Annotated in this window: 18 protein-coding genes; 13 read left to right on the forward strand and 5 right to left on the reverse strand. The window is 72.8% G+C overall.

Annotated features, from left to right (window positions below):
- Nucleotides 1-46: 46 nt before the first annotated feature.
- The gene (locus tag ACFC0D_RS34875) at nucleotides 47-2143 is read right to left on the reverse strand and encodes a DEAD/DEAH box helicase (RefSeq protein ID WP_376445049.1); all 2097 of its coding nucleotides are present in this window, start codon (nucleotides 2141-2143) and stop codon (nucleotides 47-49) included.
- 490 nt (nucleotides 2144-2633) lie between these two features.
- On the opposite strand from ACFC0D_RS34875, the gene ACFC0D_RS34880 reads away from it, so the two are divergent.
- The gene (locus tag ACFC0D_RS34880) at nucleotides 2634-3392 is read left to right on the forward strand and encodes a ferritin-like fold-containing protein (protein ID WP_376445052.1); all 759 of its coding nucleotides are present in this window, start codon (nucleotides 2634-2636) and stop codon (nucleotides 3390-3392) included.
- Nucleotides 3393-3427: 35 nt separating this feature from the next.
- Here ACFC0D_RS34880 and ACFC0D_RS34885 read toward each other — a convergent pair whose 3' ends face one another.
- The 4 genes from ACFC0D_RS34885 to ACFC0D_RS34900 form a co-directional block, all read right to left on the reverse strand.
- Nucleotides 3428-3697, reverse strand: coding sequence for a hypothetical protein (locus tag ACFC0D_RS34885; protein WP_376445054.1), 270 nt, complete (start codon nucleotides 3695-3697; stop codon nucleotides 3428-3430).
- Between the two features lie 194 nt (nucleotides 3698-3891).
- On the reverse strand, nucleotides 3892-4119 hold the full coding sequence (locus ACFC0D_RS34890; RefSeq protein ID WP_376445057.1) for a DUF3107 domain-containing protein: 228 nt from the start codon (nucleotides 4117-4119) through the stop codon (nucleotides 3892-3894).
- 147 nt (nucleotides 4120-4266) lie between these two features.
- Nucleotides 4267-4926: a TetR/AcrR family transcriptional regulator gene (locus ACFC0D_RS34895; protein ID WP_329116321.1), complete on the reverse strand. Its 660-nt coding sequence runs from the start codon at nucleotides 4924-4926 to the stop codon at nucleotides 4267-4269.
- 147 nt (nucleotides 4927-5073) lie between these two features.
- Nucleotides 5074-5289: a hypothetical protein gene (locus ACFC0D_RS34900; protein ID WP_376445061.1), complete on the reverse strand. Its 216-nt coding sequence runs from the start codon at nucleotides 5287-5289 to the stop codon at nucleotides 5074-5076.
- 134 nt (nucleotides 5290-5423) lie between these two features.
- On the opposite strand from ACFC0D_RS34900, the gene ACFC0D_RS34905 reads away from it, so the two are divergent.
- The 12 genes from ACFC0D_RS34905 to moeZ all read left to right on the forward strand — a co-directional run bounded on the left by ACFC0D_RS34905 (nucleotide 5424) and on the right by moeZ (nucleotide 20579).
- Complete coding sequence (locus ACFC0D_RS34905; protein ID WP_376445065.1) at nucleotides 5424-6410, forward strand: alpha/beta fold hydrolase; 987 nt, start codon at nucleotides 5424-5426, stop codon at nucleotides 6408-6410.
- Between the two features lie 50 nt (nucleotides 6411-6460).
- Nucleotides 6461-7864: a DUF3152 domain-containing protein gene (locus tag ACFC0D_RS34910; RefSeq protein WP_376445068.1), complete on the forward strand. Its 1404-nt coding sequence runs from the start codon at nucleotides 6461-6463 to the stop codon at nucleotides 7862-7864.
- Between the two features lie 112 nt (nucleotides 7865-7976).
- Nucleotides 7977-8072, forward strand: a complete 96-nt coding sequence (locus tag ACFC0D_RS34915; protein ID WP_376445070.1) for an Ms4533A family Cys-rich leader peptide — start codon at nucleotides 7977-7979, stop codon at nucleotides 8070-8072.
- 206 nt (nucleotides 8073-8278) lie between these two features.
- Nucleotides 8279-10009 (forward strand): ABC transporter substrate-binding protein, encoded by a 1731-nt coding sequence (locus ACFC0D_RS34920; RefSeq protein WP_376445073.1) that lies wholly within the window; start codon nucleotides 8279-8281, stop codon nucleotides 10007-10009.
- Complete coding sequence (locus ACFC0D_RS34925) at nucleotides 10006-10983, forward strand: ABC transporter permease (protein WP_376445075.1); 978 nt, start codon at nucleotides 10006-10008, stop codon at nucleotides 10981-10983. Before ACFC0D_RS34920 ends, ACFC0D_RS34925 begins: the two co-directional genes overlap by 4 nt.
- Complete coding sequence (locus ACFC0D_RS34930) at nucleotides 10980-11969, forward strand: ABC transporter permease (RefSeq protein WP_376445078.1); 990 nt, start codon at nucleotides 10980-10982, stop codon at nucleotides 11967-11969. Before ACFC0D_RS34925 ends, ACFC0D_RS34930 begins: the two co-directional genes overlap by 4 nt.
- Nucleotides 11966-13567 carry a dipeptide ABC transporter ATP-binding protein gene (locus tag ACFC0D_RS34935; RefSeq protein WP_376445081.1) on the forward strand — a complete coding sequence of 534 codons (1602 nt, stop codon included), beginning with the start codon at nucleotides 11966-11968 and terminating at the stop codon, nucleotides 13565-13567. The genes ACFC0D_RS34930 and ACFC0D_RS34935 overlap by 4 nt, the downstream gene beginning before the upstream one ends.
- Before the next feature lie 189 nt (nucleotides 13568-13756).
- Nucleotides 13757-15376: a DUF3492 domain-containing protein gene (locus ACFC0D_RS34940; protein WP_376445084.1), complete on the forward strand. Its 1620-nt coding sequence runs from the start codon at nucleotides 13757-13759 to the stop codon at nucleotides 15374-15376.
- Nucleotides 15377-15389: 13 nt separating this feature from the next.
- Nucleotides 15390-17504 (forward strand): hypothetical protein, encoded by a 2115-nt coding sequence (locus ACFC0D_RS34945; RefSeq protein ID WP_376445087.1) that lies wholly within the window; start codon nucleotides 15390-15392, stop codon nucleotides 17502-17504.
- Between the two features lie 127 nt (nucleotides 17505-17631).
- The gene (locus tag ACFC0D_RS34950) at nucleotides 17632-18600 is read left to right on the forward strand and encodes an NAD-dependent epimerase/dehydratase family protein (RefSeq protein WP_376445090.1); all 969 of its coding nucleotides are present in this window, start codon (nucleotides 17632-17634) and stop codon (nucleotides 18598-18600) included.
- Nucleotides 18588-19337, forward strand: coding sequence for a spherulation-specific family 4 protein (locus tag ACFC0D_RS34955; protein ID WP_376445093.1), 750 nt, complete (start codon nucleotides 18588-18590; stop codon nucleotides 19335-19337). The genes ACFC0D_RS34950 and ACFC0D_RS34955 overlap by 13 nt, the downstream gene beginning before the upstream one ends.
- Before the next feature lie 63 nt (nucleotides 19338-19400).
- On the forward strand, nucleotides 19401-20579 hold the full coding sequence (moeZ, locus tag ACFC0D_RS34960) for an adenylyltransferase/sulfurtransferase MoeZ (RefSeq protein WP_376445095.1): 1179 nt from the start codon (nucleotides 19401-19403) through the stop codon (nucleotides 20577-20579).
- The last annotated feature ends 107 nt before the right edge of the window (nucleotides 20580-20686 follow it).

Consider the following 20686-nt stretch of genomic DNA (forward strand, 5'->3'; position numbering starts at 1 on the left):
GGCCCCTGAGCAGGGACCGGGCCGCCGGATGCGGTGCGACGACGCGTCAGCTCTCGGGCTGAGCGGCCGCGGCCTTCTTCGTCGTGCGGCGACGCGGGGCCTTGGGGGCCTCGGCCGTCTCGGTGGCCTCCGCCGGAGCGGCGGCCGCCTTCTTCACCGTGCGGCGGCGCGGGGCCGCCTTCGGCTCCGAGGCGTCGGGGGCCTCGGCGGCGACGGCCTTCTTGGCCGTACGGCGACGGGGAGCCTTGGGGGCCTCCTCGACGACCGGGGCGGCCTCGGCAGCCGGAGCCTCGACGGCCGGGGCCTCGGCGGCGACGGCCTTCTTGGTCGTGCGGCGACGGGGAGCCTTGGGGGCCTCCTCGACGATCTCGGCGGCCACGGGGGCCGTCTCGACCACCGCGGCGGCCTTCTTCGTCGTACGGCGACGGGGCGCCTTCTTGGGCTCCTCGACGGTCTCGACCGGCGCGACCGTCTTCACCGGCGCGGCCGGAGCGAGCGTCGCGAGGGCGGCGGCGGCCGTCTCCGGAGTCTGGAAGGACACCGTCTCGTCGGGCTTCACGATGCGCGTACGGCGACGACGCGGAGCCTTGGGGGCCTCCTCGACCGCCGGGGCCGCAGCGGCGGCGGGGATCACCGGAGCGGCGGGAGCCTTGGCGGCGACCGGGGCCTTCGTGGCGACCGCGGCGGCGGGGGCCACCGGGGCCTCCGTCACCGTGGCGACAGCGGCCTCCGCGACCGGCACGCCGGCCGTACGGGTACGGCGACGGCGGCGCGGGGTGCGCGGCTCGGCGGGGGCGTCCTCCGCCACCGGAGCGGCGACGGCGGCCGTCGTCTCGTCCACGGTGGATCCACCACGCGTACGGCGACGCTGGCGCGGGGCGCGCGTACGGTCCGGACGCTCCTCGGCCGCCGGGGCGGCGGCCTGCTTGCGCCCACGGCCACCACGGCCGCCCGGCTCGCCCAGGTCCTCGAGCTCCTCCGCGCCCAGACCCGCACGGGTCCGCTCGGCGCGGGGCAGGACACCCTTGGTGCCCGCCGGGATGTCCAGCTCCTCGAAGAGGTGCGGGGAGCTGGAGTAGGTCTCGACCGGCTCGTGGAAGTCCAGCCCCAGCGCCTTGTTGATCAGCTGCCAGCGCGGGATGTCGTCCCAGTCGACCAGGGTGATGGCCGTGCCCTTGGCGCCCGCGCGGCCGGTGCGGCCCACGCGGTGGAGGAACGTCTTCTCGTCCTCCGGCGACTGGTAGTTGATGACGTGCGTGACGCCCTCGACGTCGATACCGCGGGCGGCGACGTCGGTGCAGACGAGCACGTCGACCTTGCCGTTGCGGAACGCGCGCAGAGCCTGCTCGCGGGCGCCCTGGCCCAGGTCGCCGTGGACCGCGCCGGACGCGAAGCCGCGCCGCTCGAGCTGCTCGGCGATGTCGGCCGCCGTGCGCTTCGTACGGCAGAAGATCATCGCGAGCCCGCGGCCGTTGGCCTGCAGGACGCGGGAGATCAGCTCCGGCTTGTCCATGGAGTGCGCGCGGTAGACGCGCTGCGTGATGTTGGCGACGGTCACGCCCTCGTCGTCCGGCGCGGTGGCGCGGATGTGCGTGGGCTGCGACATGTAGCGGCGGGCCAGGCCGATGACGGCGCCGGGCATGGTCGCCGAGAACAGCATGGTCTGACGCTTCGGCGGCAGCATGTTGATGATCTTCTCGACGTCGGGCAGGAAGCCCAGGTCGAGCATCTCGTCGGCCTCGTCGAGGACGAGGGCCTTGACGTGGGACAGGTCGAGCTTGCGCTGGCCTGCCAGGTCGAGCAGACGGCCCGGGGTGCCGACGACGACGTCGACGCCCTTCTTGAGCGCCTCGACCTGGGGCTCGTACGCCCGGCCGCCGTAGATGGCGAGCACGCGGACGTTACGGACCTTGCCGGCGGTCAGCAGGTCGTTGGTGACCTGGGTGCACAGCTCGCGGGTCGGGACGACGACCAGGGCCTGCGGGGCGTCGGTCAGCTGCTCGGGCTTGGCCCGGCCTGCCTCGACGTCCGCGGGGACGGTGACGCGCTCCAGGAGCGGCAGACCGAAGCCGAGCGTCTTGCCGGTGCCGGTCTTGGCCTGGCCGATGACGTCGGTGCCGGAGAGCGCGACCGGAAGGGTCATCTCCTGGATGGGAAAGGGGGACACGATGCCGACGGCTTCGAGCGCCTCGGCCGTCTCGGGAAGAATCCCGAGCTCTCGGAAAGTCGTAGTCAGGGTGCTGCCTCTTCTGTGAGACGCGGCGCGAGGCGAACGCTGGGGGTCGTACCGTGCCGATTCGCTTCCGGCCGGATCGACGAATGGATCACAGCCGGGTGGCGCGGGACCACTGCCGTCGCTCGAGCGTCGTGCCGCTTGAGGGACCCTCTCCTGCAGGTGCGCGGGGAGGGCTGTCGGGTCGGAGCCAGTCGGGCCACCGACCGGGCATCCTCATTCATGAGTCGGCCCACCGTGTACGTCCGAACGTGCGAAAGCATGTCCGCATACTCAGCAGGCGCTTTACCACTGTACCCCGGATTCGCGCATGTGTGTTGGGGGAATTCGTGATGAGGGCGCGGTCACAGTGACTGACCAGGGCCTTACGCGGGTCGGGGAGCGGGCTATTGTGCGCTTCATGGAGACGCCTGACAACGCCACGCCCGCCGGAGAGACCGCCGCGGAGACCGCCGAAGAGTTCACCGGGATCGCCGCCCAGGACTGGGCCACGGCCTCGGCCGAGCCGCAGTACCGCGCCGCGGTCGTCGACCTGCTCGGCGCACTGGCCTACGGCGAGCTGGCGGCCTTCGAGCGGCTCGCCGAGGACGCCAAGCTCGCGCCGACGCTCGCGGACAAGGCGGAGCTGGCGAAGATGGCCTCCGCGGAGTTCCACCACTTCGAGCAGCTGCGGGACCGGCTGGCCGCCGTCGACGCGGAGCCGACGGCCGCGATGGAGCCGTTCGCCAAGGCGCTGGACGACTTCCACCGCCAGACCGCTCCGTCGGACTGGCTGGAGGGCCTGGTCAAGGCGTACGTCGGTGACTCCATCGCCTCCGACTTCTACCGGGAGGTGGCGGCCCGCCTCGACTCCGACACGCGCCGGCTGGTGCTCTCGGTGCTCGACGACACGGGCCACGGCAACTTCGCCGTGGAGAAGGTGCGAGCCGCGATCGAGGCCGACCCGCGCGTCGGCGGGCGGCTCGCGCTGTGGGCCCGCCGGCTGATGGGCGAGGCGCTCTCCCAGGCGCAGCGTGTGGTCGCCGAGCGCGACGCGCTCTCCACGATGCTGGTCGGCGGTGTCGCCGACGGCTTCGACCTGGCGGAGGTCGGCCGGATGTTCTCCCGTATCACCGAGGCGCACACCAAGCGCATGGCCGCGCTGGGTCTGGCGGCGTAGACGGGTCGGTCACGGGTCCTGTGCGGCGGCGCTGTTCACGCCGCCGCTGATCGTCGCAGCCGACGCGAGGCGGGGCGGATCAGCAGCGAGAGCAGGACCGTGGCGACCGCGACCGCGCCGAGCAGCGTGGCCAGGGCGTGACCGGGGCCCAGGGCCCCGTGCGTCACCAGGGCGCCGAAGACGGCACCCAGCGAGCCCGTGGTGAGGACGACCCCACGTGCGGGGAGGCGTTCGGGCAGCCGGTGCACGGCCGCCCAGGCCAGGGCGAGTCCGAGCAGGGCGGAGCCGAGAGCTTCCAAGAACACGGGATCACCTCGCGTGCGGTGCGGGGCGGGCAATTCGGTCACAGGCCGTCCTACCCGGGCCGCCCCGGACGCAATCCTCTTCGGCGCCCCTCACCAGGACATTCGCCCACGGTGTAGGCGGGACCGGGCGCCAGGACACACGGAAGGCCCGGCGGATCGGATCCGCCGGGCCTTCCCCTGTTCGGCCGTACGTCTCAGAGAGCGCCGAAGCCCACGCGGCGGACCGCGGGCTCACCGATCTCCACGTACGCGATCTTCTCGGCCGGCACCAGGACCTTGCGGCCCTTTTCGTCCGTGAGGCTGAGCAGCGCCGCCTTGCCGGCGAGCGCGTCGGCCACGGCGCGCTCGACCTCCTCGGCGGACTGCCCGCTCTCCAGAACGATCTCCCGGGGTGCGTGCTGCACGCCGATCTTGACCTCCACGGCTATGTCCCTCCGAACGGTCAGCGTTGCGCGTCTCCCGCGCCGTACGGTGCACACATTAGCCCGGTGAGGGGACCCGCACGGCGCACCCGCCGCACGCCAGGAGCGAACAGCCGGGAGGGAATAACCGGGACCGGGGAGTGGGACTCAGCCGCCGTCGGTGATCGGCTGGCCGTCCGTCGGGTGCAGCGGGAAGCCCGCGATACCGCGCCAGGCCAGCGAGGTCAGCAGGGCCACCGCCTTGTCGCGGGGAATGGCGGACTCGCTGGAGAGCCAGTAGCGCGCCACGACCTGCGAGACGCCGCCCAGGCCCACGGCCAGCAGCATCGACTCGTCCTTCGAGAGGTTGGTGTCCTCCGCGATCACGTCCGAGATCGCCTCGGCGCACTGGAGGCTGACCCGGTCCACGCGCTCGCGCACGGCCGGCTCGTTGGTCAGGTCGGACTCGAAGACGAGACGGAACGCGCCGCCCTCGTCCTCCACGTACGCGAAGTACGCGTCCATCGTCGCCTCGACCCGGAGCTTGTTGTCCGTCGTCGACGCCAGCGCCGTGCGCACGGCCTGGAGGAGCGACTCGCAGTGCTGGTCGAGCAGAGCCAGGTAGAGCTCGAGCTTGCCCGGGAAGTGCTGGTAGAGCACCGGCTTGCTGACGCCCGCCCGTTCGGCGATGTCGTCCATCGCGGCGGAGTGGTACCCCTGCGCGACGAACACCTCCTGGGCCGCACCCAGAAGCTGGTTCCGTCGGGCTCGGCGCGGAAGGCGCGTGCCCCGAGGGCGTGCTGCCTCTGTCTGCTCGATGGCTGTCACGCCGCCTCCCAAAAATCGATCCATGCGCGCTGTGGCGCCGCGCCCGCCATCGTACTTTTGGGTAACCCGGCTGTGCGCGGTGCGGACGCAGAATTTCACGGACCGGACGTCCGGGGCGACAGGCGATTCAAGATTAAACCGAACAAATCAGCGGTAGTCGTCTTCGTCCAGGGTGACGACCCGTGCCTGCTCGGACGCGTCCGCCGGGTTCGCGGAGTCCTGTTCGAGATGCGTGGGATGCTCCTCCTCCTGCTGCTGGACATCCGTGTGCTGCTCGGCGGCGTCGGCCTCCGGGATTTCCTCGTCGAGCACCGCGACCTCTTCCTCGGCGAATGTGTCCGGCTCGGTCGGATCGACAGTCATGCGATTCCTTCCGGCGTGCGGGTCCTCTCCGATGGCCCTCTCTTCGAGCGTAGGAGCACACCTCGCGCGGCGCACCCGTACCTGTGACGCCACACACACGCCCCGCCGCGTGATCGTCTCGTAATATTGCGGCCATGTCGTCGACCGAGCTGCCGGAAACCCGGACCGCCGCCGCACCGCCCGCGTCGCGAACCCGCGCCGTACGGGTGGCGGACGGCGAGGAGTTGCGCTCCGTCGCCCTTCCCGGGCTCACGCTGACCGTGCGCGCCCGCCCCGGTGACCGGCCGGGCCTCCCGCCCGCGCTCTACGTCCACGGGCTCGGCGGCTCCTCGCAGAACTGGTCGGCACTGATGCCGCTGCTGGCCGACCAGGTCGACGGCGAGGCCGTCGACCTGCCAGGCTTCGGCGACTCCCCGCCGCCCGACGACGGCAACTACTCGGTCACCGGACACGCCCGGGCCGTCATCCGACTTCTCGACGCCGCAGGCCGCGGACCGGTCCACCTGATCGGCAACTCGCTCGGCGGCGCCGTCTCCACCCGCGTCGCCGCGGTCCGCCCCGACCTGGTCCGCACCCTCACCCTGGTCTCCCCGGCCCTGCCCGAGCTGCGCGCCCAGCGCACCGCCTGGCCGACCGTGATGCTCGCCGTGCCGGGCGTCGCGCCCCTCTTCGCGAAGCTGACCAGGGGCTGGACGCCGGAGCAGCGGGTCCGCGGGGTGCTCGCCCTCTGTTACGGAGACCCCGGTCGGGTCTCCGACGAGGGCTTCCGACACGCCGTGGAGGAGATGGAGCGGCGCCTGGAGCTCCCGTACTTCTGGGACGTCATGGCCCGCTCCTCGCGCGGCATCGTCGACGCCTACACGCTCGGCGGTCAACACGGTCTCTGGCGGCAGGCAGAACGGGTGCTCGCGCCGACCCTGCTCATCTACGGCGGCCGTGACCAGCTCGTTTCGTACCGGATGGCGCGCAGGGCGGCCGCCGCGTTCCGCGGCTCGCGCCTCCTGACGCTCCCGGACGCCGGACATGTGGCCATGATGGAGTACCCCGAGACGGTCGCCAAGGCCGTCCGGGAACTGATCGAAGCCGAGAAACACGGCACACACGACAGCGGCGGGAGCTGATCCGGGGCGTGGGACGACATAGTCGGAAGGGCCCCGCGCCCGCTCCCCCCGTGGATACGGGGCAGCGCGAAGCGGCGGGGTCGGGGACGGGACGCCGCAGGCGCGCGCCGGGCCAGGACGGGTACACCCCGGCGGCGCAAGGACAGCAGAGTCCGTACGGGCAGAGCGGATACGGCCGCCCCGGCGGCGCGGGACCGCAGCAGGGCGCCGGGCAGACCGGCTACGCCCAGGGCACGTACGGGCAGGGCCCGCGCACGCAGGGCCCGCGTAGCCAGGGCGGATACGGACAGGGCGGGTACGGGCAGGCTCCGAGCACCCAGGGCCCGCGCACCCAGGGCGGGTACGGACAGGGGGCGTACGGGCCCGGCGGCGGTCGGCCGGTCTGGGACACCCCGATGCACGGCACGCCGATCTACACCGCCCCCGACGACACGGCGGTACGGGGCGGGCATCCCGAGCACGCCGACACGCCGGCACGGCCCCAGCGCTACATGGACCTGCAGGAGGAGCCCCGGCCGGCCCGGGACGAGACCGCACCGCAGGCCCCCTTCATCCCCGGTCAGCGGCGCGAGTCCCGCCCCGAGGAGCTTCCCGAGGAGCTTCCCGAGGAACCGCCGGCCAGGACCGGCGGCAAGGGCCGGACCTTCACCGGCATCGCGGCCGCCGCCGTCACCACCGTCCTCGCCGTCGTCGTGGCCGGTCAGGTGGCCGAACGGGACTCCGGCAGCCCGTTGGCCCACTCGGCCGACGGCTCCGCCGACCGGGCCATCGAGGACGACGCCTCGCGCTCCGACATCCGGCCGACACCCACGCAGGCCGCACCCGTCGCACCCAGCGCCCCCGCCGAGCCGCCCACCTACGAGCAGCTGATGTCACGTCAGTTCCCCATCGACCCCAAGCTCAAGGGCTCGGGCGAGTTCGAGGCCGTGGCCGGCTTCGACAAGGCGCCGGGCAAGGGAAGGAAGATCCGCTACCGGGTCGACGTCGAGAAGGGACTCGGACTCGACGCGGCACTCTTCGCGCAGGCCGTGCAGAAGACCCTCAACGACGAGCGGAGCTGGGCCGGTCAGGGCGAGATGACCTTCGAGCGGATTTCCAGCGGGGACCCGGAGTTCGTGATCACGCTCGCCAGTCCCGGCACCACCGGTGTCTGGTGTGCGAAGTCCGACCTGGACACCACCGTCGACAATGTCTCCTGCGACTCCGCGTCCACCTCCCGGGTGATGATCAACGCATTCCGCTGGGCCCAGGGCTCGGAGACCTTCGGCGCGAAGGCGATGTTCGCCTATCGCCAGATGCTCATCAACCACGAGGTCGGACACCGGCTCGGACACAGCCACGTGTCCTGCCGTACGCCCGGTGCCCTCGCCCCTGTCATGCAGCAGCAGACCAAGTCCCTGAACGTCGAAGGCATCAAGTGCCGCCCCAACCCCTGGGTGCATCCAGGGAGTTGAGGCCCCGTCAGGATGCCCGGACCCGTCGAAGGTGACCGCATCGCGAGACGGGTGTCTCGAATTCACTGATCGCGCGTTGACATCGCTCGCGCGGTCGTAGATATTTCTCGGCATGTCGCACCGTCACGTCACCTTCGAGCGCGCCGCCATAGAGCTGGCGCTCATCGGCGTGACCGGACACACCGTGTCCGACATTCTCTGTAGCTGACTCCGCCCGAGCGCGCGTCGGCCCTCTTCTCCTTTTCGGACTCTGCCGCCGCATTTCCGTGCCCGGGTTCCCCTCCGCTCGCAGGCGCGGCCTTCACGTATTCACCGGGGTACTCCCTCTCGTCGCCGCTGCCCGCGTGCGGAATTTCCGCATTCTCTTCTGCGCCGCGCCACGCGGTATCGGCATTCATCCGAGAGGTCTTTCCCATGCGTCAACCGTCCGTCATATCGCGCCGCCTGGCAGCGGCCGCCATCGGTCTCGTCCTGGCCTCGGGCGCCGTCGCCTGCGCCGGCCCCCAGGACGGAGCGGGCGACAAGGCCGCCGGTGGTACGGGCGAGGGCACGCCGAGCAAGGGCGGCACCCTGACCGTCCTCAACTCCGAGGCGCAGTCCGACTTCGACCCCGCCCGCCTCTACACCTCCGGCGGCGGCAACGTTCCCTCCCTCGTCTTCCGTACGCTCACCACCCGCAACCGCGAGGCGGGCGCCGCCGGCACGCAGGTCGTCCCCGACCTCGCCACCGACACCGGCCGCCCCAACAAGGACGCCACCGAGTGGACGTACACGCTGAAGGACGGCCTGAAGTTCGAGGACGGCACGCCGATCACCAGCGCCGACGTCAAGTACGGCATCGAGCGCTCCTTCGCGGCCGAACTCTCGGGCGGCGCACCGTACTTGCGTGACTGGCTGGTCGGCGGTGACGCCTATCGGGGTCCGTACAAGGACAAGAAGGGCCTCGCCTCGATCGTCACGCCCGATGCGAAGACGATCGTCTTCAAGCTGAGGAAGCCCGAGGGCGAGTTCCCCTTCGTCGCCACCCAGACCCAGTTCGCCCCCGTGCCCAAGGCCAAGGACACCGGCGCCACGTACGAGGAGCACCCGGTCTCCTCCGGCCCGTACAAGGTCGTGAAGAACGAGAACGACGGCGAGCACCTCGTCCTGGAGCGCAACGAGCACTGGGACCCGAAGACCGACGAGGAGCGCAAGGCCTACCCCGACACGATCGACGTCAGGTCGGGCCTGGACGAGGCCGTCATCAACCAGCGCCTGTCCACCTCCTCGGGCGCCGACGCCGCCGCCGTCACCACCGACACCAACCTCGGCCCGGCCGAGCTCGCCCAGATCGGCTCGAACAAGGAGCTCGCCGCCCGCGTCGGCACCGGACACTTCGGCTTCACCAACTACATCGCCTTCAACCCGAAGGTGAAGCCCTTCGACAACATCAAGGTGCGCCAGGCCGTCGCGTACGCGATCAACCGCACCAGCGTCGTCAACGCGGCCGGCGGCTCCGCGCTCGCCGAGCCCGCCACCACCTTCCTGCCCGAGCAGAAGGCCTTCGGCTTCACGCCCTACGACCACTTCCCGGCCGGGAGGACCGGAGACCCCGCCAAGGCCAGGGAACTCCTGAAGGAGGCCGGCTACCCGAACGGGCTCACCGTCACACTGCTGCATTCCACCGCGCAGAACCGCACGACGAGCCCGGAGATCGCCACCGCCGTCCAGGAGGCGCTCGGCAAGGCCGGTATCACCGTGAAGCTCGACGGCCAGGAGCCCAACTCCTTCAACGAGAAGCGCTGGAGCGTCAAGGACGCGCCCGGCCTCTTCCTCTCCCGCTGGGGCGCCGACTGGCCGGCCGGCGGCCCGTTCCTCGCGCCGATCTTCGACGGGCGCCAGATCGTCACCAATGGCTCCAACTACAACCACGCGCAGCTGAACGACCCGGCGGTCAACAAGGAGATCGACGAGATCAACAAGCTGACCGACCTCAAGGCCGCCGCCGTCCGCTGGGGGGCGCTCGACAAGAAGATCGGCGAGCAGGCTCTCGACGTGCCGCTCTTCCACCCCGTCTACAAGCGGCTCGTCGGCAAGGACGTCAAGAACGTCGTCATCAGCGACTGGACCGGCGTCCTCGACGTCTCGCAGGTCGCGGTCAAGTGACCACGACGGCCCAGGCGACGGTGCCCGTGGCGGAGATCCCCGCCACGGGCACCGCCCGGCAGGTGTGGCGGCGCCTGCGCACCCGCCCCTCGGCGCTCGTCGCCGCCGGAGTCCTCGCCCTGCTCGTCCTCCTCGCGGCCGCCGCGCCGCTCCTCGCCGCGCTGGCAGGGCAGGACGCCACCACGTACCACGACGACCTCGTCGACTCGGCCCGAGGCGGGGTCCCGCTCGGCTCCTTCGGCGGGATCAGCGCCGACCACTGGCTCGGCGTCGAACCGGGCACCGGCCGCGACCTGTTCTTACGGCTCCTCCACGGCGGCCGGATCTCCCTTCTGGTCGCCGTCGGAGCGACGGCCGTCCAGGTGCTCCTCGGGCTCGTGATCGGCCTGGCCGCCGGACTCGGCAACCGTGTCGTCGACGCCGTCCTCGGCCGGCTGACCGATGTCCTGGTCGCGCTGCCGATGCTCGTGCTCGCCATCGCCCTGACCGCCGTCGTCCCCCCGGACTTCCCGCGGCCGCTGCTGCTGATCCTCGTGATCGGAGTCCTCGGCTGGGGCGGTACGTCCAAGATCGTGCGGGCGCAGACACTCACCCTCAAGAGCCTGGACTTCGTGGCCGCGGCGCGGCTCGCGGGCTCCGGCCGATGGCGGGTCGCCCGGCGCGAGCTCGTCCCCTCGCTCGCTGCGCCCGTCGTCACGTACGCGGCGATCCTCGTGCCCGTGAACATGGTCGTCGAGGCCTCGCTCTCCTTCCTCGGTGTGGGGGTGAAGCCGCCGACGCCGTCGTGGGGACAGATGCTGTCGACCGCGCAGACCTGGTTCCGCGCCGACCCGACGTACGTGCTGCTGCCCGCCGGAATGCTCTTCGTGACCGTGCTCGCCTTCACGGTGCTCGGCGACGCGGTGCGCGCGGCCCTCGACCCGCGCGAGGCCGGCCGGCTCGGCGTCGGCACCCGCAAGGAGACGCCTTCATGACGCGCTTCGTCCTCAAGCGGCTCGCGGGGGCCGTGCTCGTCCTTCTCGCGCTGTCCGTCCTCGTCCACGCGCTCTTCCGCCTCGCGCCCGGTGACCCCGCCCGGCTCGCCTGCGGCGAACGCTGCAGCCCGCAGCAGGTGGCCCAGGTGAGCGAGCAACTCGGCCTGAACCAAGGCGCCTTCGCACAGTACGGACAGTTCCTCCAGGGCGTCCTCGTGGGCCGTGACCACAGCACCGGCACCTCCGTGCTCCACTGCGACGCGCCTTGCCTCGGCCTGTCGTACCAGACCGACCAGCAGGTCACCCAGCTCGTCCTCGAGCGGCTGCCCGCCACCGCCTCGCTCGCCCTGGGCGCGATGGTCATCTGGCTCGTCGTCGGCGTCGGCACCGGGCTGCTCTCCGCGCTGCGCCGCGGCGGCCTCACCGAGCGGACGCTGACCGTGCTGACCCTCGCCGGGACCGGCACACCCGTCTTCATCCTCGGGCTGCTCCTGCTGATGGCCGTCTGCGCGTACCTGCAATGGCTGCCGTTCCCCACGTACGTGCCGCTCGGCGAGGACCCCGAGCAGTGGGCGTGGAACATGCTCCTGCCCTGGATCACCCTCGGCTTCTTCGAGTCCGCCAAGTACGCGCGACTGACCCGGAGTTCCACGCTGGAGACGCTCGCCGAGGACCACATCCGCACCTTCCGGGCGTACGGCGTGAGCGAGCGGGCGGTCGTCGGGCGGCATGCGCTGCGCGGCGCCGTGCCGCCGGTGATCGCGCTCAGCGCGGTCGACCTCGGCTCGATGTTCGGCGGCGCCGTGCTCACCGAGTCCCTCTTCGGCATCCCCGGGCTCGGCAAGACCCTCATCGACGGGGTGCGGGAGATCGACCTGCCGGTGGTGGCGGGGGTGGTGATGGTGATGGGCGCGGCCGTGGTCCTGGCGAACGTGATCGCCGACCTGCTGTACGCCGCCGCCGACCGAAGGGTGGTTCTGACATGAGCGCGCTGGTGGGGGTCGACGGCCTCACGGTGGAGTTCGACGGGGCGGTACGGGCCGTGGACGGACTGTCGTTCACGCTGGACGCGGGCCGGGCGCTGGCCCTCGTCGGCGAGTCCGGCAGCGGAAAGTCGACGGTGGCCGGCGCGCTCCTCGGGCTGCACCGGGGGACGGGCGCACGGGTGGCGGGGACGGTCGAGGTCGGCGGGATCGACGTCGGCCGTGCCTCCGCCGCCGAACTGCGCGCGCTGCGGGGCGGGGTGGCGGCGATGGTCTTCCAGGACCCGCTGTCGTCCCTCGATCCGTACCTCGCGGTCGGCGACCAGATCGCCGAGGTCCACCGGATCCACCACCCGCGATCCAGGCGGGCCGCCCGTGCCCGCGCGGTCGAGGTCCTGGACCGCGTCGGCATCCCCGACGCAGCGCGCCGCTCCCGCGCCCGCCCGCACGAGTTCAGCGGCGGGATGCGCCAGCGGGCGCTCATCGCGATGGCGCTCGCCTGCGAGCCGCAGCTGCTGATCGCCGACGAACCGACCACCGCACTCGACGTCACCGTCCAGGCCCAGATCCTCGACCTGCTGCACGAACTGCGGCGCGAGACGGGCATGGGTCTGCTGCTGGTCACCCACGACGTGGGCGTGGCGGCGGAGAGCGTCGACGAGGTGCTTGTGATGCGGGCGGGGCGGGAGGTCGAACGCGGCCCGGTACGGGAGGTCCTCGCCGCGCCCTCGGAGCCGTACACCCGGACCCTGCTCACCGCGGTGCCACGCCTCGACGGGCCGCTGCGCGAGCGGCCCCCGGCGGTGGGCGAGCCGCTGCTCGAAGCGGTCGGCCTGCGGCGGGAGTTCGGGCGCGGGAAGGCACGCGTCACCGCCGTCGACGGCGTGTCGCTCACCGTGCGGGCGGGGGAGACCCTGGGGATCGTGGGCGAGTCCGGCAGCGGCAAGACGACGCTCGGGCGGATGCTCGTGCGGCTGCTCGATCCGACCGGCGGCCGGCTCCGGTACGGCGGTGCGGAGCTCGGGGGCCTCTCGCGCGAGCTGCAGATGGTGTTCCAGGACCCCGTCTCCTCACTCAACCCGCGCCGCTCGATCGGCGAGTCGATCGCGGACCCCCTGCGCGCGGCGGGCGGCCGCGACGACACCCGGATCCGGGCCCGGGTACGGGAGCTGCTCGACCGGGTCGGGCTCGATCCCGACCGTTACGACGCCTATCCGCACGAGTTCAGTGGTGGGCAGCGCCAGCGCGTCGGCATCGCCCGCGCGCTGACCGCCGAACCGAAGGTGATCGTCTGCGACGAACCCGTCTCCGCGCTCGACGTGACCACCCAGGCACAGGTCACCGCGCTCCTCGCGGAGCTCCAGCGCGAACTCGGGCTCGCCCTGGTCTTCATCGCGCACGACCTGGCCGTCGTACGGCAGGTCAGCGACCGGGTCGCGGTCATGCGTCGGGGCCGGATCGTCGAACAGGGCACGGTCGAGGAGGTGTACGGCTCGCCCCGGGATCCGTACACGAGACAGCTGCTCGCCGCCGTCCCGTCCCTCGACCCCGTCCTCGCGACCGCGCGCCGCGAACGGCGGCAGGAGCCGGCCGCAGCCTGACTCTCCGTATGTACAACGCCCCGTAGCGCGACGAAACGCGACTGGGGTGGGAAAGTTACGTGCATTCACCCCTTCCGGTGGCGCGACGGACAACCGTCCATCGCGCCACCGGTATATCCGCTTACGTTCTTCCCGCTGCGAGTCGCCGAGCCACGGCGCCGCAAGGCAAGGGAGATCGGGGGTGTGCTCATGCGGATCGGACTGCTGACGGAGGGTGGCTACCCGTACGCCACGGGTGAGTCCAGGCTCTGGTGCGACCGGCTCGTGCGCGGGCTCGCGCCGCACGACTTCGACCTGTACGCCCTCAGCCGCAGCGCCCGGCAGGAAGAGGCCGGCTGGGTCGACCTGCCCCCGCAGGTCCGGCGCGTCCGCACGGCCCCGCTCTGGGCGCCCGACGACGACGGACACACATACGGCCGACGCGAACGGCGGTCCTTCGCCGGCCACTTCGGAGCGCTCGCGACAGGCGTCTGCGCCGAGGACGACGCGGCGGCCGCGCGCGCCTTCGCCGACGGGCTCTACGGACTGGCCGGACTGGCCCGCGAGCGCGGCGGTCTCTACGCGGCCCTCCGCTCCGAACTCGCGGTCCGCACCCTGGAGACCGCCTGCCGCGCTCCCGGCGCACGCCGGGGCGTGGCGGACGCCACCGTGCCCGACTACCTCGCCTTCGTCGACCAGTTGGAGCGCGCCCTGCGCCCGCTGTCGCTCGACTGGTACGGCGAGGACGGGCTCGGCGCGGTCGACCTCTGCCACGCCGCGTCCGGCGGATCGGCGGCGCTTCCCGGTCTGTTGGCCAAACGCTTCTTCGGCACTCCGCTGCTGGTCACCGAGTACGGCGTCCAGCTGCGCGCGCACTACCTCGCCGCCACCGACGCACCGCTGTCCGCGCCGGTGCGCGCTCTGCTCGCCGCCTTCCACGGCCGGCTCGCCGCCGAGGTCTACCGGCAGGCCGCGCTCCTCACCCCCGGCAACACGCACGCCCGCCGCTGGCAGGAGAGGTGTGGTGCCGACCGGGCCAAACTGCGCACGGTCTACCCGGGCATGGAGTCCGAGCGGTTCACCGAGGTCGGCGAGGACGAGGAGAGCGGCGACCCGGCCACCCTCGTCTGGGTCGGCCGCGTCGAACCCGCCAAGGACCTGATCGCCCTGCTGCACGCCTTCGCCGAGGTGCGCAAGGCCCAGCCCGACGTCCGGCTGCGGATCATCGCGGCCCCGGTGCGCGAATCCGGCGCCGAGGCGTACCTCGCGCACTGCCGGGCGCTCGCGGCGCAGCTCTTCCCCGACGAGGCCGCCGGGGCACACGACGTCGGCGAGAACCCGGTCACCTTCGAGGAGATCGGCGGACCGGAGGCGCCGACGCTCGCCGAGGCGTACGCGGCGGGCGCGGTCGTGGTCCTCTCCAGCGTCGTCGAGGGCTTCCCGATCAGCCTGGTCGAGGCCATGTTCTGCGCGCGGGCGACGGTCTCCACGGACGTGGGCGCGGTCGTCGAGGTCATCGGCGGAACCGGACTCGTCGTGCCCCCGCGCAATCCGCGGGCGCTCGCGGACGCGTGCCTCGCGCTCCTGCGCGACCCCGAGCGCCGCTACCGCCTGGGCGCCGCGGCCCGCGCCCGCGCGCTCGAGCTCTTCACCGTCGAACAGAACCTCGCGGCATTTCGCGGCATTTACCTGGAACTCCTCTCCCACGCACCCGTGCGCCGCCATGCCGCCGAGGGCGTCCCCTTCGCCCACCCGGCGGAGGCGTACGTCCCCGGCACCTGGGCGGACCAGCCCGTGAGCGCCGTCGTCGCGGGAGACCCCGATGCCTGAAGGAGACACCCCCATGCGCGGCCCCGCCGCCCCGGACTCCCGCGCCGAGGCGCTCCTCGAGACGACGGCGCTGACCGTCGCCGTGACGGTCTCCGTGAAGACCGACGGGCAGCCGCCGGCGGCGACCCCGGGGTGGGGTCGCCGGGGAACGGCCGACGGGGTACCCGGGGCGAGGCCCGCCACGGGGGAGACCGGGGACCCGCGTCAGGCGCCCCCCGCACGGGACGGCGCGGACCTCGACCTGCGGTCGGTGGGCGGACCGGACGCGGACCGATCGGCCGATCCCCGGGCGCGACTCGCACCACGGGACGCGGACGAGGTACCGCGTTCCCGCTCATGGGCGGGAGCGGCGACGATGCCGTCGCCCGGGACACCGGAGGCCCGGCACCTGCGGGCCGCCTCGGCCCTGCCCGGAAGACGGGAGGCGAGCGACGCCTCGCCCACGCAGCCCTGGGCCGCGGCCCCGCAGACCGAAGCCGTGCCGTCCCGGCAGGTCGGGAACGGGCCACACCCGCAGGCCGCGTTCGGCATGGGGGACGCGCCAGGCCCGTCAGGGTCCGGAGGTGGGCAGTACCGCCAGGCCCCGTCCGGCGCCGGTGCCCCACCCAGGGCTGCGGCCGCGCAGGTCCCGCCCGGCGCCGGGGACGTGCCCGGCCCGCCCGCCGCCGATGCCGCCCCGCACCGGCAGGCTCCGCCCGGTGCCGACGTCCCGCCGGATGTGCACGCCGGCCCGCACCGGCAGGCTCCGCCCGGTGCCGACGTCCCGCCGGATGTGCACGCCGGCCCGCACCGGCAGGCTCCGCCCGGTGCCGACGTCCCGCCGGATGTGCACGCCGGCCCGCACCGGCAGGCTCCGCCCGGTGCGGACGTCCCGCCGGATGTGCACGCGGCCCCGCACCGGCAGGCTCCGCCCGGTGCCGACGTGCCGCGGGACGTGCACGCCGCCCCGTACCGGCAGAACCCTTCCGGCTCCGGCATCGCCCCGCAGGCTGCCCCGTACCCGCAGGCCGCCCCGCAGCCGCGCGCCGTCCCGGGCGGCGAGGGCGCCGGAACGGCAGCGGCTGCCCCCGAGGCCGTTGCCAAGCCCCATCGGCGAGGTTCCGCCGATCCCGTCAAAGCGCTCATGCATCGGCACCGGGAGCTGTGTGAGCGGGCCGTCGATCCGTTGGAGATCGCCGCCGGGCTCGAGGCCCACGGGGTCACCGACAGGACCGCGGCGCGGTTCCGGCATCGGGACGTGTTCTCGCTCGCCGAGGAGCTGTACGCGCGCGTGCCCCGGCAGAACGGGGCGCCCCCGCGTCCCGCGATCGAGGACGGAGCGCGCTCCGGGTGGGCCGGGTGGACCGTGGCCGCCCTCGCGCCCGGAGCCGTCGCCGCCCTCACCGTCACCGGACTCGCGCTCACCGAAGGGCCCGTGCGCCTCGCCGTCGGCGCGGCCGGGGCCCTCGGCCTGGCCGCCGCACTCGCCGTCGCCGTCCGGCGCGGCCCCCTGCGTGCTGCCGGCCGCACCGTCCCCGCCGCCCGCGTCTGGACCCTCTGGCTCCTCGCGTACGCGGTCGGCGGGGACGGTCTTCTCCGACAGGTGCTCGCCGGCGGACCCGACGGCGCCTGGGACATCACGCCCCGGCCCCTCCTGGGCCTCGCCCTCGCCGTCGCCCCCGCCGCCTGGTGCGCCCGGCTCTTCGCCACCAGGGCCCGCCGCAGGCTCACCGTCAGCCGCGGCCTGGAGGACTTTGCCGCCGGCACCCGCCCCTTGCTCCTGGCCACCGTGGCCCTCCATCTGGCCGTCCTCGCGGGCCTGTTGGCCGTGACCGGCTTCGCGCCCGGCGCCCTCGCCCTCGGCGCGCTCCTCCTGCTCGCCCGGCTCCTCACCGTCCACGGGTTCCCCGAGACCGCCGCGAGCGGCCTCGCCGCCGCCTGCGCCGCCGAGGCGCTCGCCCTCGCGAGCGTCCTGGCGGGCCGCGTGCCCGGCTGCGACCTCCTCGCGGTCCCGGTCCGCGCCCTCGTCGACACCTCGGGCCCCGGCGCCGTACCCACCCTCGTCTGCGGCGCCGCGGCGCTCGGCCTGCTGGCCCACGCCACCGCCGCCCTCTCCCGGGCCTCGGCCCACGCCGCCACCGGCACCTGAACCCCGGCGCACCCGCGGAGCCGACGCCGCGGGCGCACCCACCCCGCAGGACCCCATCCCAAGGAGACGAAAGAGACATGACCTCCCAACCCCCAGCAACGGCCGGTCGGCACGAAGGGGCCGCACGATGAGGGTGCTGCTGCTCGGAGCCAACGGATTCCTCGGCCGCTTCGTCGCCGACCGGCTGCTCGCCGACCCGGCCGTGCACCTCACCGCCCTCGGGCGGGGCGACGACGCCGACGTACGGTTCGACCTCGCCGGCGGCAGCCCCGGCGCCCTGACCCGGTTCCTGGACGCCGTCCACCCCGGAGTCGTCGTCAACTGCGCGGGCGCCACCCGCGGCGGCGCCCGCGACCTGACCCGGCACAACACCGTCGCCGTCGCCACCGTCTGCGAGGCCCTGCGCCGCAGCGGCTGTGGTGCCCGGCTCGTCCAGGTCGGCTGCGCCTCGGAGTACGGGCCCAGCCAGCCCGGCTCCTCCACCGCCGAGGACGCGGTGCCCCGCCCCGGTGGCCCCTACGGGGTGTCGAAGCTGGCGGCGACCGAACTCGTCCTGGGGTCGGGGCTCGACGCCGTCGTGCTCCGGGTGTTCTCGCCCGTCGGCCCCGGCACCCCCGCCGGCTCCCCGCTCGGCCGTCTCGCCGAGGCCATGCGCCGCGCCATGCAGGCCGGTGACGGCGAGCTCAAGCTCAGCGGCCTCGGCGTGCAGCGCGACTTCGTCGACGTACGGGACGTGGCCCGCGCCGTCCACGCGGCCTCGCTCTCCGCCGCCCAGGGCGTCGTCAACATCGGCACCGGCCGCGCGGTCAGGCTGCGCGACGCCGCCGCCGTACTGGCCCGCGTCGCGGGATACGCCGGGACCCTGCACGAACTCGACGGCCCGCACGGCCCGCCCCAGCGACCCGTCATCGGCGCCCCGCGCACCGAGACCATCGCCGAACAGCTGGCCGCCGCGCCCTTCCCGTACCCCGACGGCTGCGGCAGCTGGCAGCAGGCCGACGTCCGCACCGCACGCGACCGGCTCGGCTGGCGCCCCAGGATCAACCTGGAGGAGTCGCTCGCCGACATCTGGATGGAGGCGGCATGTCGCATCTGACCACGAGCACGACCGGAGCCGTACGGATGGCGGAGTTGGGCTTCGGGGTCCCCGGCTACGCCCACCCGCTGCTCGCCCCCGTCGAATGGGCGGAACTGACCCGCCCCGGCACCCCCCTGCACTGGGCCGTGCTCAACGTCGCCGAAGGGCCGGGGGACCGGCCCGACCCGCACTGCCTGGAGGCGGCCGGCCGACTGCGGAACGCGGGGATCAGGGTCCTCGGGCATCTGGACCTCTGCCACGGCTCGCGCGAGTTCGGCGAGATCGTCTCGGACGCCCACCGCTTCCTCGACTGGTACAAGGTCGACGGCTTCTACCTGGAGCGGTGTCCCACCGACCGGGTCGACCTGCCCGAGGTGAGGCGCGTCACGGCCACCCTGGAGGCGGTCCTCGACGGCGAGGCCCACCTCGTCCTCGGCCATGGCACCCATCCGTACCCCGGCTACGCCGAGACGGCCGACCAGCTGGTCACCTTCTCCGGGCCGTGGGCGGACTACCGCTGGTCGCAGGTGGCCGAGTGGACCGCCGAGTATCCGCCGGAGAAGTTCGTCCATCTCGTCCACGGGGTGCCGCGCAGTCACCTGGACGAGGCGATGCGGATCGCCCGCTGGCAGGGAGCGGGGACGATCTTCTTCACGGACCACGCGGACCGCACAGGACAAACCGACCCATTCCAAACTCTGCCCGGCTACTGGGACGAAATCGTCTCGCGCATTGGACCGGGTGTCTCGGAATGAGAAGGGCCGTGGCAGTGTTACGGGGAGAACAACCGTACTGACATACCGACCAACGGAGCCCCCGTGTCGCTGCCACCCCTGGTCGAGCCGGCTGCCGAGCTCACCGTAGACGAGGTCCGCAGGTACTCCCGCCACCTGATCATCCCGGATGTCGGGATGGACGGGCAGAAGCGGCTGAAGAACGCCAAGGTGCTCTGTGTGGGCGCCGGTGGCCTCGGTTCGCCGGCCCTGATGTACCTGGCCGCGGCCGGTGTGGGCACGCTCGGCATCGTGGAGTTCGACGAGGTCGACGAGTCGAACCTGCAGCGCCAGATCATCCACAGCCAGGCGGACATCGGCCGTTCCAAGGCGGAGTCCGCCAAGGACTCGGTCCTCGGCATCAACCCGTACGTGAACGTGATCCTCCACGAAGAGCGGCTCGAGGCCGAGAACGTGATGGACATCTTCAGCCAGTACGACCTGATCGTCGACGGCACGGACAACTTCGCCACGCGTTACCTCGTCAACGACGCGTGCGTGCTGCTGAACAAGCCGTACGTCTGGGGCTCGATCTACCGCTTCGACGGCCAGGCCTCCGTCTTCTGGTCCGAGTACGGCCCCTGCTACCGCTGCCTCTACCCGGAGCCCCCGCCGCCGGGCATGGTCCCGTCCTGCGCCGAGGGCGGCGTCCTGGGCGTGCTCTGCGCGTCCATCGGCTCCATCCAGGTCACTGAGGCGATCAAGGTCCTGACCGGCGTGGGCGACCCGCTGGTCGGCCGACTGATGATCTACGACGCCCTGGAGATGCAGTACCGCCAGGTGAAGGTCCGCAAGGACCCGAACTGCGCGGTCTGCGGCGAGAACCCGACCGTCACCGAGCTCATCGACTACGAGGCCTTCTGCGGCGTCGTGTCCGAGGAGGCCCAGGAGGCGGCACTCGGCTCGACGATCACTCCCAAGCAGCTCAAGGAGTGGATCGACGAGGGCGAGAACATCGACATCATCGATGTCCGGGAGATCAACGAGTACGAGATCGTCTCGATCCCCGGCGCGCGGCTGATCCCGAAGAACGAGTTCCTGATGGGCAACGCCCTCCAGGACCTCCCGCAGGACAAGCGGATCGTCCTGCACTGCAAGACGGGTGTCCGCAGTGCGGAAGTCCTCGCGGTGCTCAAGTCCGCGGGCTTCGCGGACGCGGTGCACGTCGGCGGCGGCGTCATCGGCTGGGTGAACCAGATCGAGCCCGAGAAGCCGATCTACTAGACCCACGTAGGTGTACGAGAAGGGCCCGGACCTGACAACAGGTCCGGGCCCGTCTAGTTCTACCCGCGAGGAGCAGCGCGTGCCGGACTTTGGGGCCGTGCCGTCCA

This window comes from Streptomyces sp. NPDC056222, from assembly GCF_042264065.1.
GTDB lineage: Bacteria > Actinomycetota > Actinomycetes > Streptomycetales > Streptomycetaceae > Streptomyces.